The following is a 14484-nucleotide window of genomic DNA, read 5'->3' on the forward strand; positions in this document are numbered from 1 at the left end:
TTTCTATGGAGGTGAGGCTATTGAAAACAATCGGGGTAGGGTTCTTATATGCATGGCTCTATGCAAAGCCAGTAAAGGATATGGCAATGCTTTGCATAGAGCTTGGGGACAATCACATTGCCAACGACAAATCGTAATATTCTACTAACTGGCTTTGCACCTTATTGATTTATTAAATAAGGAGTGAGGCTCATGAAATATTCAAATGCCGAGTTTGTTTTTCCCGAAGAACTGCTACGTATCATTCAGGAATACGTTCAAGGCGAATTGATTTATATCCCCAAACCCAAAGAGGCACACCTAAAATGGGGCGAGACAACACAAAGCAAAAGTAGGGTCTCTGCTCGAAACGCTGAGATCAAATCCTTGTTTCGTAATGGAGTCAGCATAGAGGATTTGGCGGCTCAGTATTTCTTGTCCTACGAAAGCATAAAGAAAATTGTTTATAGTAAGAACTAATGAAACCCGCTAAATGGTCGTATCGACGGTTTAGCGGGTTTTGTGCAAAGATGGATTAAATCAACTTATACATAGAAACCGCACCTCTACATCGATAGACTCAAGTTAAGGTTGTTGGGATGAAGAACGGCCTGCTTGTATGAAGGGGTGTAAAGAATGAACGAAATCATGAAGAAGAAGCTGCTGGGCAAAAATGAACTGTTGATTAACATGGTTATCGAACGCGCAAAAAGAGATTTTCTAGACGATATCGCCATTATTGGACTTACGGGTTCATTTAGCACCGGGGACTTTCACGAGAAGAGCGATCTTGATTTGATTATTATCAACAATACAGAGAGGGGATGGGGAATATCCGAGTGCTTCATCTTGGATGACGTTGGATATGACATCTATTGCACGCCATGGGATTCAAGAATACAAGAGCAATCCACATTAGAGAGTCCCAACGTATCGAGCCTAACCGAGCTCAAAATACTCTACTATGCTAAACCTGAGGATTTGGAGAAATTGAATGATTTCAGGCAAAATGCTTTTGATGCACTTACGAGCCCGATAGGAGAAGCGTGTCTTAATCGAGCAAAAAAATGGATCGATCTGGCTAAGCAAGCATACAGCGATACGATGCTAGGTGAAGATATCGGTTCAGTGCGACATGCATCTGCCGATGTTCTGTACAATCTAGTCAATGCCTTGGTCAGTATGAATAACACGTGTATCAAACGTGGAATCAAGCGATATTTGGAAGAGATACGCTCGTTTCGCTATGTTCCGGATGATCTCGAATCCTTATACATGTCAATCATCGAAGCTCATACCATTGAAGATATCCGAATAGCATCATTTAAAATGTTGAATGGCGTTACAAGGTTACATAGTACGATGTGTGATAACTTCATTGTTAAACCTACTCCTAACTTTGATAATCTGAGGGGAACATACGAAGAATTGTGGTGCAACTACTACAATAAAATCTTGAACAGTGTTACAACAAATGATGCTTCCTACGTCTTTCTTTCGGCCTTTGGAGCACAAGGGTATCTTGATGAAATGGCTGTGGAGAAGGGGACCAAGAAATTTGATCTTATGCAGTACTTTGATGCAAGTAATTTACCAGTAATGAAAGAGAAGTTCCTTGAAGTGATGGATGAATATCTAGACGAGTATGATAAGGTTGGCAGAGAAGTTAAACGCTTTACAACCTTCGAGCAACTATATGACTATTATATGAATCATTGACCTACCTTATAAAGAAAGGGCCGTGAAGAATTAGTTTCTTTACGGTCTTTTTCATTTTGAGTTTATCTAGATGGATAACGAATCTGAAGTTGAAGGTTTGTAATAAAATTCATAAAAAGTATAATAAGAGTATTACATATAAGGAGCGTGAATAGTATGCAAAAAAATACTATGACTATACAAAAGGAGAATAATATGAAAATAAAAAGGATGATAACGATTGAGAAATATAAATATAGGGATTCTTGCACATGTAGACGCAGGAAAGACGAGTTTAACTGAAAGATTACTTTTTGAAACGGGTATCATATCTGAAATCGGCAGTGTAGATAAAGGAAATACGCAAACAGATTCTATGGAAATGGAACGACAACGAGGAATTACCATCCAATCTGCTGTCGTTTCTTTTACGGTTAATGATGTGAAAGTGAATTTGATTGATACACCAGGTCACCCCGAATTCATCTCTGAAGTTGAGAGGGCTTTACGAGTATTAGATGGAGTCATCCTTGTCATTTCATCTGTCGAAGGTATTCAAACTCAGACACGAGTTTTGATGAAGACACTTGCTAAATTGAAAATCCCTACAATCTTTTTTATCAATAAAATTGATCGTGTGGGTGCTAGGTACGAATCGTTACTAACTGAAATCCATGATAAATTGACACCCCATGCTTTAGCAATGGGCTTTGTTTATAATATCGGCACATCAGTTGCGCATATGGAATTGTTCACGGAAAATAATCAGAAATTTATGGAAGGCCTAGCAAATCGTTTAGCTGATAATAATGGACGCTTTCTCGAACGATATCTTTACAGCTCTGAAGAATTAGCCCCTGATGACTTTGAATCGGAGTTTCTAGAACAGTTCAAGCAAGCACAGCTTTATCCGGTGCTATTTGGTTCAGCAATTACTGGTAGGGGCATTCCCCATTTGATTACAGCCATACAGAATTGCCATTCTTCCGTTCATTATGAAAATACTCCTTTTACAAGAGGGAGAGTTTTTAAAATTGAACGTGGAAAAAACGACGAAAAGATCGCTTACGTACGAGTTTTCTCTGGTGAAATCAAAATACGTGAGAGTCTTACCTATTATCGGATGAATCAAACAGGAGAAATTATCAAATTTACCAACAAGGTCACGGGGTTGAAGCACTTCTTTTCTGGAAAAACAACAGATGGAACAATTGCTGCAAGTGGAGATATCGTAAAAATTATGGGTCTAACAGACTGCCAGGTTGGCGATGATATCGGTGTTCCTTCCAATGAAACGACCGAAACCCTGTTCTCGCCGCCTAGTTTAGTAACAACGATCAAAGCCTCTGACGAAAACGAGACCATTCATTTATTCAGAGCATTGAAAAAATTAGCCGAACAGGATCCATTTATTCATATCAAACAGAATTCTCTTCAAAGGGAGCTATCTATTCATCTTTATGGTGAAATTCAAAAAGAAGTGATTCGGGATCAACTGAAAAAAGACGCTCAAATCGATATCGAATTTCTTGAGACACAGCCTATTTATATTGAAAAGCCTATCTTTACAGGGGAGGCAGTTGAGAGAATGGGAGACAAGGGAAACCCATTTTATAGTACTATAGGCTTTCGTATTGACCCGAATCCTCGTTCAACCGGTATTGAATATCATTTAGAAGTAGAGCTCGGCTCCCTACCTTTATCGTTTCATAAGGCAATTGAAGAAACCGTCTATGAGACGCTTAAGCAAGGACTATATGGTTGGGAAGTTCGCGATCTAATTGTGACACTTACGGATACCGCCTATGCAAGTGCAGTTAGTACAGCTAGTGATTTTCGAAAATTAACGCCTCTTGTGTTAATGAGAGCACTAGCTGAAGCAACTACTCAAATTTATGAACCCATTCATCGGTTCGAATTAGAGGTTCCTGCTAATTATCTAAGTAGGATTTTATTTAAACTAACTCAAGCCTCTTCAACCTATCAGGATCCGATTCAGAATGACCAGGTATTTATGATATATGGCATGATCCCGATTAAGAATATTCAGTCATTCAAGAACCAACTTCCGGGTTGGACCCAAGGTGAAGGTGTATTGCTATCCGAATTTTATGGCTATGAGCCCTTCGATGGTGAAGTGCCATCATGTACAAGATACGATCATAATCCATTAAATCGGAAGGAATATCTCTTACATGTTTTGAATTCGGTGTAAGCTGATAAAGCGAGTAAAAAGCAGCGTACAAGTGGTGTACACTGCTTTTTCTTTGACTCATTTATAAAAGAACTAGACAGTAGAGTGCCTTCTACAAACGTTTAACACTGTTATTAGTAGAGGCGTTATTTGTTATGATAGAAATCTGGGGGCGAATGAGATGCTGGAATTAGAGTTTACTACTATAGATGAGTGGGATGAAGCATTGTGGGCGCGGATGGAGCGAATCTATCATGAGGCTTTTCAAAGCGGCGCTAAGACAAAAGCGATTCTGCGCAGTATGCTTGACCGGGGGATTGGTTATTTACACACGGGCGTGCATCATGGAGAAGTGGTTGCGATGGCTGTTACTGGACTGGAGGGGAAGGCTTCGGACCGCATCCTGATCATCGATTACCTCGCGGTTGAACAGAAGCTGCGCGGGTTGGGCATAGGGACCTGGATGCTGGAGCAGCTTAGAGCCTGGGCGTTAAGGGAACACGGGATCAAAGGTATGATTATCGAGGCGGAGTCCGGGACAACGGAGGCTCATCAGGAACGCATTCAGTTCTGGCAACGTAACGGGTTCATCCTGACCTCCTATGTCCATCAATATAAAATGGTGCCAGAGCCGTATCAGGCAATGATGTTTCCGCTGGATAAAAGCACGCATGTGCCTGATGATGGTGAAGCACTGTTTCGTTATATCAATGCTTTTCACAAGGTTGCTTACCGGAAGAGTTAGGCTGCATTCAAGGGACCTGCAGGAAATTTCCGTAGAGATTAGCTGACGTAAAATGATCAGTTATTGACTGCATGGTCAATAACTGATATATTAATCCCATGAGCAGACCAAGAGAATTTGATGTCGATCGTGTATTATACCAGTCTATGGAAGTGTTCTGGAATCAAGGCTTCAAAGCAACTTCTTATGAGGACCTTACGCGTACTACAGGAGTCAAAAAGCAAAGTTTGTACTGTGTTTTTAAAGACAAGCGATCATTGTTCCTGAAGGCGCTGGCACTTTACCGTGAACAGGTTATAGCGAAACTGAAGGAGATTGAAGCCTTGGATTCGTCTCCCGGTGATAAACTGGATGCCTTACGAGAGTCCCTTTTAGACGATGAAACTGGCTGTCAAGGTTGTCTAATTGTGAATGCATCCCTTGAATTCGGAACAGAGGACGAGCAAGTCACACGCGAAGCTGAGCTCATGGCAGAAGAGATTCAACTGGTATTAGAGAAGATCATAAGTAGTGGTCAGCAACAACAGTTAATTTCCAACCGGTATACGAGTATAGAGCTTGCATCTTATCTAAATAACACCATCCTGGGTGTGAGAGTTATGGAGAAATCAGGTTCATCCCGTGAACAGATCGAGACGGTTCTGCGTACTTCATTTGGCATGATCATGTCTTGATCTTTTTTTTGTTAGATTCTTGACTACGAAGTCAAAAATAAATTTAAGGCGGATTAATACACCACGAAACCTTGAAGGAGGTGGGGCTTTTCGATAAAAATCGTGTATTGATTCATTTGGAAGTAACGTCTAGCTGTTAACCAGGCTGGTAGCTGTTTAACATCTCCTAGTTCAACTTATATAAAACTAAATATTTGGAGGTTATTATGAATTATTCTCAATCCATAGAAGCATTGTTCCAGCCTATAGAGTTAGGTCAATTGAAATTATCCAATCGGATCGTGATGGCGCCGATGACGCGTCAATTTTCTCCGGATGGTATCCCTGGTTCGAATGTTGCGGGCTATTACCGCCGCAGAGCAGAGAACGCAGTGGGGCTTATTGTGACAGAAGGGACAATAATTAATCACCCGGATGCATCCAATCAAGCCAATGTGCCGCACTTTTATGGGGAAGCTGCAATGAATGGGTGGGCACATGTTGTATCTGAAGTACATGAAGCTGGCGGTCGAATTATTCCACAGATCTGGCATATGGGAGCCAAAGGTCATGTTAATGATTATTCGGAAGCTGAGATTGCTACAATCGTTCAGGAATTCGCAAAAGCAGCCTCAGAAGCGAAACGCGTTGGGTTCGATGGTGTTGAAATCCATGGAGCACACGGCTACCTGATCGACCAATTCCTGTATGAGAAAACCAACTCTCGTACGGATCGTTATGGTGGAGATATGATGGCTCGCACACGTTTTGCAGTTGAAGTGATTGAGGCTTGCCGTGAAGTAGTCGGACCGGAATTCCCGATTGTACTGCGTTTATCTCAATGGAAGACAGATGATTATCAGGCTAAATTGGCTGAAACACCGGAATTACTGGAGCAGCTTCTCGCACCGTTGGTTCAAGCTGGAGTCGATATCTTCCACTGTTCCACACGCCGTTTCTGGGAGCCGGAATTTGAAGGGTCTGATCTGAACTTTGCTGGATGGACCAAAAAACTGACTGGCAAACCGACAATTACTGTTGGATCGATTGGTCTTGATGGTGACTTTACAAGTCTGTTCACAGAAGGTAAAGGCGCAAGTAACGTCGGTATCGATGGATTGGTACAACGACTTCAGAATGATGAGTTTGATTTGGTAGCTGTAGGACGCGCTCTTCTGGTCGACCCTGAATGGGCTAAGAAAATTCAAGAAGGACGTACCGATGATCTGGTTCCATTTACAAGAGAGGCGATGACCGTACTTACTTAATTGCAGTTATACTCATTAGGAAGATGTATCTTATAAAGAAAAGCACACCTTCAAGAGAATGAAACCTTGTCGTAAGATAAGGAAATCCTCTTGGAGGTGTTTTTGTAATTTCAAACAGAGTGAGTTATCCGGTGGAATTAAAGATGAAAGCCATAGAAATGAGATTGGCAGAGTTACGGGTATCGAAATGGAGAATTGCACCGCTTAGAGCAACCGGATATGTCGAGGGATAAGAACATATTCCCATTAAGTCGCTAATTTAGCGACTTTTTTATATTATCGGTACAAGTTCGTGTCCCAAGCCAAGGACAAGAACTTGTACCGATTGGGGGATCCCTCCCTCCGAAAGATCAACGCTTCTGTTCGCTGAATACGTTAAAGAAATTACGATCACAAGAGAAATAACCGGGCTATAGAACAGGGAATCTTGCTAGCCCTGACAGACATCCAATGCAAGCGACGATCTATTCATTAGTGCTATGTGACAACAAGTGTTTTAGATTGTCATCAATAAATTGATTATCGGCACTGTTGATTCCACGACCGGCAAAATGGCCCCAGATTGATTGGATTGGTTTCAAGACAGCATTAGGTATACGCTTAGCTTCATATTCATTATCGTCCGCTGTGCAGAAGAGATCCGTGCTTCCCGGCATGATACAGGCAAGAGCTTTTATGCTCTGAAGTGCTTTATCAAAGTCTCCATTATAGGAGGGGTTGGCACTAATATCTGCATGTTGGCCTGTCCATAACATTGCCAGAACATTATGAGGATCCATATTCATAAAGCTATCTTCCCAGACACCAGCTACAAAATCCTCCAATGTGTCAAATCCCATCTCACGGTAAAGTTCTTCTCTATAAAACGCATGTGATAGTCCCCATCCCGCATACACCCGACCAACGGCACGCATGTCTGTAGAACTTAGTTGGTTTATTTTACTTGAGTCGAAGCCAACCGCAGATAGCAGCGAAGCCTTCACGCCTTCCAGTACCACAAATGTGTGAGGCCAAGGTTTGGCGATGCCTCCGAAAGGTGCGATTCGTTCGACCATCTCCGGGTAACTTGCCCCCCATTGAAATGCCTGAATACCGCCCATCGACCACCCGACCACGAGAGCAATCTTTTGAATACCGAATTTTTCGGTCAGCAGTTGGTGCTGTAATCGAACGTTGTCATAGATGGTTACCTGTGGAAAGGTAGCCCGATCAAATGGAGGAGGCGTGTTACTGGGAGAGGAAGATAGCCCATTGCCCAGCAAATTGGGAACGATAATAAAATATTTCTCTGGATCGAGTGCCATCCCGCTACCAATGAGCCATTCATTCTGAACATGCTGATCTCCAAAAGCCGTTGGATAGACAATAACATTATCCTTCTGTTCATTTAGTTTTCCGTAAGTTTTATAAGCAAGAAAAGCATTTGGTAACGTCACTCCTGATTGTAAGAGTACATCACCCAAATTAAAAATTTCATAGTCCATCGTATAGTCGCTCCCTTCAAAATGAAAAACCACATGTTCAGTGTGATCTCTTGTACTTAGTATAGAGCCGTGGTACTCTCAATAAAAGTGAATAGAATTCAAAGTAGTATTCAATAAAATTGAAAGATGAAGGGGGGAGCATCGAATGGAATTGCGTCAACTGAATACGTTTTGTACGGTTGCAACAACATTGAATTTCACGCGGGCAGCAGAAGTGCTGAGCTACGTTCCTTCCAACGTCACGATGCAAATTAAAGCATTGGAAGATGAACTGGGTGTTCGCCTCTTTGATCGGTTGGGCAAGCAACTCGCTCTTACAACTGCGGGCAAACGCTTTTTAACACACGCCCAAGGTATTCTTGAAAAAATGAACGAAGCTCGTAGTGCGGTCCATGATAATGAAAAACTAACTGGTACCTTAACGATAAGTGCGAATGAGGTTATTTGTTCCTACCGGCTTCCACCTGTCTTCCAACGGTTTCGCTCGCAGCATCCGGGAGTTCGTCTAATCTTCCGCTCAGTTCCGAATCAAGAGCTCAAGCAAACGCTCTTTGAGGGAACCACGGATATTGTTTATATGTTGGATGAACCCATTCGCTCGAGTGGACTTTCGGTGGAACCTTTGCTGGAAGAAAAATTCCGATTGTTAGCTGCTCCAGATCACCCACTCGCCAAACGAACTGTGCTGCAATTGGAAGATTTTCATGAAGAAGTGTTCCTGACGAATGAGAAGGGTTGTCCATATCGAACGATGTTTGACCGGTCATTTGAGAAAGAGGGCATTGATAGCATCACGTATCTAGAGTTTCAAAGTGCCGAGGCTATTAAACAATGTGCGATCTCGGGAATCGGTATCGGCTTTCTTCCTGAAATCGTTGTAGAAACCGAAGTTGAACGAGGGAAACTTGTTGTTCTTCCATGGGAAATTCCGGATTTGCGGGTGTATACACAGATGTTGTGGCATAAAGACAAGTGGCTTTCACCAATCATGTTATCTTTTATAGAAACATCAAGGGAAGTTTTTCGTTTGCAAAAAGAGAATGAACTGTAAGCCTATGTATAAATGAGCAAAAGCAGGTACCGTTTCGTACACGTGGTTAACCAAATGAAAATCCACCAGGAGATTCTTTCCTGGATTCTTGAAGTGAACATGCTAAATAAGAAATTCAATCGATGATCCTTAAACCGAGAATTGGAATTAACACGGCAATCAGTACAAGAAGTAAAATATAAAGACCGCTCATCCAATACTCGGGTGAGCGGTTTTTTAAGTGTTATTGTCGCGGGACACAAACATTGTGTCATTTCGGTTTAGTTAATTATCTAAATAGTATCATGATGTAGATCATCTGGCGAGATAAAAGCACAGGAGTGCGGTTTCGATCTCTTGAAACGATGCTTTATAGTCCATTAAATTTCCCTGCATGTCTGAAATCATTGTCTATATGATTTTAGAATAAATAATTTCAAGTTTTAAAGTTGATGAATCATATAAATGTTGTTTCTATGATTATAATATTAACAATACTACACAGAGTATTGATGCAGTGAATTTTAAGCAAGAGAGTGTTCGGGATAATTCGCTTGCTTCCAATTGAACGGTGTTACTATGTTGGAAGCTGCCATTGACTTAAGCCCTGATGGGAGAAGGGAAAGATGTTTGCGTGAACAGCAAGGAAACCAACGATGCTTCGTACGAAAGCGTGACAGATCAGCAGCTTCAGGAGCAGTTGAAATATTATAAAGAACGAGCTCCAGAGTATGATGACTGGTGGTACCGTCGAGGCACATTTAATCAAGGAGACGAAGCTAACCAAATCTGGTTCGATGAGATTAGTTCGGTTAAGGATGCTTTTAAAGCTGAACATTTTCATGGTGACTTTCTTGAACTTGCGGCGGGGACTGGGACTTGGAGTAGTCTGTTCTTAAAAGAAGCCCTTATATTGACCCTTGTAGACGGTTCCGAAGAAATGCTTTCGCATAATCCGGTAGTATCTGAACCCAATGTAAGAACGATCATTGCAGATCTTTTCAATTGGTCTCCGGATCAGTTATACGATTCAGTTGCTTTTACTTTCTGGATATCTCATTTACCCAGGGAGAGACTGGCGAGCTTCTTCACCATGGTCTCACGCTGTTTGAAGCCCGGAGGGAAAATGTTCTTTATCGATGATCGAGAAGTATCAGGAACCCGCGAGTCTCATGTAGTGGGGACATCTGGGCAAACGATGGTTCGGAAGCTTAATAATGGTGATCATGCTACTATAGTGAAGAATTTCTTTGGCGATAAAGAGATTGAGCTAATTGCTGCTAGTGTGGGAATTGAATTGCATGTCCATTGCACTCCTAAGTACTTTCAGTATGGGATAGGGTCCAAAACTGTCTAAAGCAGCAATTATCCGATACTTAATGAAGTAATCACTAAACTAACGGAGCACTTTAGTTCAACAAATAAAGGAGCAGTATCGCCGGCGGCGACTGCTCCTTTACGCTAATAGGCTTTTATGATCCAGTAGTGCTCATGCTTACGAAATTGTCCAAAAGAGCCAGCCCAGGAAACAACTTACCACCGATTGCCGTCGTTTTTGTCCTTCAAAGCCCTATCTTCGAGCAGATGGTTCCTCATAGCTTTGCAAGCCGGCGTCGCGCAAAGTTCTTCCGACATAGCCTAACTCTCGACGTGCAGCGGCATCGTTGACGGTGAACTCACGCCCAATCATGCGTATCATCGAGCGTGAGATCGGCGGATCGCCGTCTTTCCGTGTGATGTCCCAGATCGTGTCGAACAGCCGGCCAATCGCAGAGACGAGCCAGTAGGACAGCGAACGCATCTTATCGATGGACAAGCCCTGCAAGTTCGCAAGGGAGGCGACGAACTCACGGAAAGTCTGCCTTTCCTGGTCCTTGATGAAGAAGGCATGACCGCCTTCTCCGCGTTCAAGAGCGCATTGTATAGCTTCAACTACATTGTCCACATGGCAGGTTGAAAAAGGGTAATCGCCGCGGTCGATAAACGCGAACTGTCCAGATCTGACTGCATCGGGAAGTGCTCGGCTAAACGGATCACCAGGTCCCCAGATAGCCGGTGGGCGAAGCGCGATCGTGCGAAAGCCGGGTTTATTGGCTGCCAGAACCAAAGAATCTGCCCGTGCCTTGCTCGCCAGGTAGGCGGAGAAGTGGTTCGGGAAAGTCGGCGCGCTTTCATCAGCGTCGCGGATGAGCGTACCGCCGTTATCCATGTGGATCCCTGCCGCGCTGATGTAGACGAATGTCTTCGCACGGGCGGACTCGGCTGCCTTCAGTAAGGCTGCGGTGCCATCGACGTTGGTACGGAAGAAGGGTTCGCGAGGCCCTGAAAAGCGGAAAAGGGCTGCCGCATGCACAACTGCATCGATCATCGGTAAAACAATTGGCGTACTGCTTTCGAGATCAGCATCGACCGGCGTCGCACCCATGGCCTTGAGTTTGGCGTGAGATGATGCAGAGCGTGTGAGGGCGAAAATCTGGTGACCATCCTCCGCGAGCTTCGGAATCAGGCGGCCGCCGAGCAGGCCGGTGCCTCCCGTGACGAGAATTTTCAAAGTGATCATCCTTTCGGTTCGGAATTTAGGATGGTCCGCCTGGTGCCGCCACGGATTGATGGTTTAGCTCACCCGACGCGCATCCGATCAAAACCAGACTAATACCGAACAATCGATCATCGTACTGTGGAGCGCATCCTTCATAGAATTTTACTTCTCTTCATCTTACGATTATTTATCTAGCGATCTTAGCGAAGTGCTCCAGAGTTCGAACCAATTGGGCTGTATAAGACATTTCGTTATCGTACCAAGCTGCGGTTTTCACCAATTGATGGTCAACGACAGTCAGAACTTTCGTCTGTGTGGCGTCGAAGAGCGAACCGAATGTGATGCCTTTGATATCGGAAGATACAATTTCGTCTTCCGTGTAGCCGAAAGTTTCTGGATCGGAAGCTTCTTTCATAGCAGCGTTAATTTGCTCAACTGTTACCTTGGTATTCAAAACGGCAACGAGTTCAGTCACAGAACCTGTTGGTACAGGTACACGTTGAGATGCCCCATCCAGTTTACCCTTCAGTTCCGGAAGAACCAAACCAATGGCTTTTGCGGCACCGGTGGAGTAGGGAACGATGTTCTCCGCTGAGGCGCGCGCAGCTCGGAAATCTCCTTTTGGATCCGGAGCGTCAAGCGTGTTTTGGTTACCCGTGTAAGCGTGAACGGTCGTCATCAGCCCGGATTGAATACCAAACTTGTCGTGTAGAGCTTTAGCCATAGGGGCCAGGCAGTTGGTCGTGCAGGAGGCGCCGGAAATGACGGTTTCCGTTCCGTCCAGTGTGTCATGATTCACGTTGTATACAATCGTTTTCATGTCTCCTGTAGCAGGGGCAGAAATGACGACTTTCTTCGCTCCGCCTTTCAGGTGAAGCTCGGCCTTTTCTTTTGTAGTGAAGAAGCCTGTGCATTCGAGAACAATATCAACGCCAAGCTCTCCCCAAGGAAGCTCTTCAGGATTCCGCTTAGCCAAAACCTTAACCTCTTTGCCGTTTACTTTGAAGGTTCCGTCATGGACTTCAATGTCACCTTGAAAAGTGCCTTGCGTCGTATCATATTTGAGCAGATGAGCTAACATTTTAGCGTTCGTAAGGTCGTTAATCGCTACTACCTCGACGCCTTCCACATCTTGAATTCGGCGAAAAGCGAGTCGTCCAATTCGTCCAAAACCGTTTATACCTACTTTTACAGTCACTGAAAATCCCCCTATAAGTTTTATTTATTCCAACAAGCCATTGCCTACAATGAAATAAAAATGACCCAGCGCTATTTCATTCTAGAATAGCTTATTGTATAATGTGAAAAGAGACCGTTAGGTATCTTTATATTAGCATGATATTAGTGAATTGCAAGGACGAATTGGATAATTCGTTTAAAGCAAATATACGGTTCATATGGAGGAGATCATGAAAAAAGGGGACAGAACACGAAAACACATCATTATGAAATCGGCTGAAATTTTTAACCAGAGAGGATATGCCGGTACATCGCTAAACGATATTATTGCCGACACAGGAATTCAAAAGGGGGGCATTTATCGACATTTTGCTAGTAAAGACGAGATAGCGCTTGAAGCCTACAATTATGCTGCCAGTATGGTCGCCAGTAAATTTTCTGAAGCGGTCGATCAAGAGCAGTCTGCGTCAGGAAAGTTGGTTGCTTTTTTTCGTGTCTATGAGAATGTCGTAGACGACCCCCCATTTATTGGTGGATGTCCCATGCAGAATACAGCTGTAGAAAGTGACGATACTCATTTGGAGCTTTGTGGTCAGGCAAGGCAAGGGATGCATAACTTCTTGGATATGATGAAAAGTATTATTCGTGACGGCATTCAAGCTGGAGAGTTAAAGGAGGATCTGGATGTGGATGCGCTAGCATCATTTGCATTTTCCTTGTTGGAGGGAGGGATCTTGCTCAGCAAGTTGGATGGGGATAACAAGCACATGCTGATGAACAAAAAAATTTTCTCGTCCTATTTGCAGGAATGCTGCTTAAAGATCAGTTAATCTGATGTACTGGCACATCGGAATAAAAATGGGCATCATCGATGACAACTCAAGTTCAGAATCTAAACTTTCGATGGATCGTCTCTTTTAAGTATAAGCTGTCTTATTCAATAGCCCAGCCCGAACGGGTGGTTTTTATATTTTTCACGCAGTTATAAGAAAGAATGTTTTTTTGTTGCAGTAATGTCGAGGGACAAGAACATATTCCCAATGAAGTCGCTAATTTGGCGGCTTTTTTGTAATCGGTACAAGTTCGTGTCTGAGCCAAGAATAAGAACTTGATCAGAATAACGATTAGAGATATCTGAATATCATGCATATGTAGTTAAAACCTCAATAAGTAACATGATTCATGACAGTTTCACATTGTAGTGGAATAAGCGCGGTGAAGGACATTGTACAAAAGGCATGAGCCAGTTACAATACTAGGCTCATCTCAAACAGTTGGCATAAAAATATCCCTCAAACTTTATGGGGACACTTCCAACATGATTCGCTGCTTTATTCAACTAACGGGCAGGTTAGTCATGAAATTGTAATGCAGAAATAGTCAAGTTAATCAGAAAAAGGTGCTCCTAAAATTCGGGGAGCACCTTTTTTCTATAGGCCAGGTATACCAGACCGTATGGGTTTTAAACAATGGATGTTACAAGGGGCGATCTGATAAACAGTTGTAATCCGAACAAAACAACAATGCCATTTCCCATCGTTGTAATTGTCAGCCAAAAAAATAAAGCCGAACCGAAAATCATGAAAAGGTAAACGCAGAGATTTATCATAACTTCTCAAATATTACCACAGTTGCAAATAGTCAGCTTGAAAGCCGTTCGACTCTGTGAGCCGGATATGTTGCTTGGTGCCGAAAAAAAAATATGCCCGCCCATA

The 14484-nt window shown here is 43.1% G+C and carries 12 protein-coding genes; 9 read left to right on the forward strand and 3 right to left on the reverse strand.

Annotated features, from left to right (window positions below; all coding sequences use genetic code 11):
• Positions 1-192 precede the first annotated feature (192 nt).
• From ACR1R9_RS10635 to ACR1R9_RS10660, 6 genes are all read left to right on the forward strand, one after another.
• Positions 193-459 carry a CD3324 family protein gene (locus ACR1R9_RS10635; protein WP_310853145.1) on the forward strand — a complete coding sequence of 89 codons (267 nt, stop codon included), beginning with the start codon at positions 193-195 and terminating at the stop codon, positions 457-459.
• Between the two features lie 156 nt (positions 460-615).
• Positions 616-1698 carry a nucleotidyltransferase domain-containing protein gene (locus ACR1R9_RS10640; protein ID WP_433921107.1) on the forward strand — a complete coding sequence of 361 codons (1083 nt, stop codon included), beginning with the start codon at positions 616-618 and terminating at the stop codon, positions 1696-1698.
• A gap of 220 nt (positions 1699-1918) precedes the next feature.
• Entirely contained in the window at positions 1919-3892 is a 1974-nt protein-coding gene (locus ACR1R9_RS10645; protein WP_433921106.1) for a GTP-binding protein, read from the forward strand.
• 160 nt (positions 3893-4052) lie between these two features.
• Positions 4053-4616, forward strand: a complete 564-nt coding sequence (locus ACR1R9_RS10650; RefSeq protein WP_433921105.1) for a GNAT family N-acetyltransferase — start codon at positions 4053-4055, stop codon at positions 4614-4616.
• Positions 4617-4714: 98 nt separating this feature from the next.
• Positions 4715-5290, forward strand: a complete 576-nt coding sequence (locus tag ACR1R9_RS10655) for a TetR/AcrR family transcriptional regulator (protein WP_433921104.1) — start codon at positions 4715-4717, stop codon at positions 5288-5290.
• A 206-nt stretch (positions 5291-5496) separates the two neighbouring features.
• Positions 5497-6537 (forward strand): NADH:flavin oxidoreductase, encoded by a 1041-nt coding sequence (locus ACR1R9_RS10660; protein WP_433921103.1) that lies wholly within the window; start codon positions 5497-5499, stop codon positions 6535-6537.
• Positions 6538-7001: 464 nt separating this feature from the next.
• Here ACR1R9_RS10660 and ACR1R9_RS10665 read toward each other — a convergent pair whose 3' ends face one another.
• The gene (locus ACR1R9_RS10665; RefSeq protein ID WP_433921102.1) at positions 7002-8021 is read right to left on the reverse strand and encodes an alpha/beta fold hydrolase; all 1020 of its coding nucleotides are present in this window, start codon (positions 8019-8021) and stop codon (positions 7002-7004) included.
• Between the two features lie 145 nt (positions 8022-8166).
• On the opposite strand from ACR1R9_RS10665, the gene ACR1R9_RS10670 reads away from it, so the two are divergent.
• Entirely contained in the window at positions 8167-9072 is a 906-nt protein-coding gene (locus ACR1R9_RS10670; RefSeq protein ID WP_433921101.1) for a LysR family transcriptional regulator, read from the forward strand.
• 589 nt (positions 9073-9661) lie between these two features.
• Positions 9662-10408, forward strand: a complete 747-nt coding sequence (locus tag ACR1R9_RS10675) for a class I SAM-dependent methyltransferase (RefSeq protein ID WP_433948785.1) — start codon at positions 9662-9664, stop codon at positions 10406-10408.
• A 213-nt stretch (positions 10409-10621) separates the two neighbouring features.
• Here the strand turns inward: ACR1R9_RS10675 and ACR1R9_RS10680 are convergent, their stop codons facing one another.
• Positions 10622-11611, reverse strand: a complete 990-nt coding sequence (locus ACR1R9_RS10680; protein ID WP_433921099.1) for an NAD-dependent epimerase/dehydratase family protein — start codon at positions 11609-11611, stop codon at positions 10622-10624.
• Positions 11612-11777: 166 nt separating this feature from the next.
• Positions 11778-12788: a type I glyceraldehyde-3-phosphate dehydrogenase gene (gene gap / locus ACR1R9_RS10685; protein WP_433921098.1), complete on the reverse strand. Its 1011-nt coding sequence runs from the start codon at positions 12786-12788 to the stop codon at positions 11778-11780.
• A 247-nt stretch (positions 12789-13035) separates the two neighbouring features.
• Here gap and ACR1R9_RS10690 point away from each other — a divergent pair, with 247 nt between their 5' ends.
• A complete protein-coding gene (locus ACR1R9_RS10690; protein ID WP_433948784.1) occupies positions 13036-13599 on the forward strand; it encodes a TetR/AcrR family transcriptional regulator in 564 nt (187 codons plus the stop codon).
• Positions 13600-14484 lie beyond the last annotated feature (885 nt).

Source organism: Paenibacillus taichungensis (assembly GCF_050994985.1).
GTDB classification, from domain to species: Bacteria; Bacillota; Bacilli; order Paenibacillales; family Paenibacillaceae; genus Paenibacillus; species Paenibacillus taichungensis.

Coding starts and splice junctions, on each gene's coding strand:
- ACR1R9_RS10635 (WP_310853145.1), top strand. CDS start 193: ATGAAATATTCAAATGCCGAGTTTGTTTTTCCCGAAGAACTGCTACGT.
- ACR1R9_RS10640 (WP_433921107.1), top strand. CDS start 616: ATGAACGAAATCATGAAGAAGAAGCTGCTGGGCAAAAATGAACTGTTG.
- ACR1R9_RS10650 (WP_433921105.1), top strand. CDS start 4,053: ATGCTGGAATTAGAGTTTACTACTATAGATGAGTGGGATGAAGCATTG.
- ACR1R9_RS10655 (WP_433921104.1), top strand. CDS start 4,715: ATGAGCAGACCAAGAGAATTTGATGTCGATCGTGTATTATACCAGTCT.
- ACR1R9_RS10660 (WP_433921103.1), top strand. CDS start 5,497: ATGAATTATTCTCAATCCATAGAAGCATTGTTCCAGCCTATAGAGTTA.
- ACR1R9_RS10665 (WP_433921102.1), bottom strand. CDS start 8,021: ATGGACTATGAAATTTTTAATTTGGGTGATGTACTCTTACAATCAGGA.
- ACR1R9_RS10670 (WP_433921101.1), top strand. CDS start 8,167: ATGGAATTGCGTCAACTGAATACGTTTTGTACGGTTGCAACAACATTG.
- ACR1R9_RS10675 (WP_433948785.1), top strand. CDS start 9,662: ATGGGAGAAGGGAAAGATGTTTGCGTGAACAGCAAGGAAACCAACGAT.
- ACR1R9_RS10680 (WP_433921099.1), bottom strand. CDS start 11,611: ATGATCACTTTGAAAATTCTCGTCACGGGAGGCACCGGCCTGCTCGGC.
- ACR1R9_RS10690 (WP_433948784.1), top strand. CDS start 13,036: ATGAAATCGGCTGAAATTTTTAACCAGAGAGGATATGCCGGTACATCG.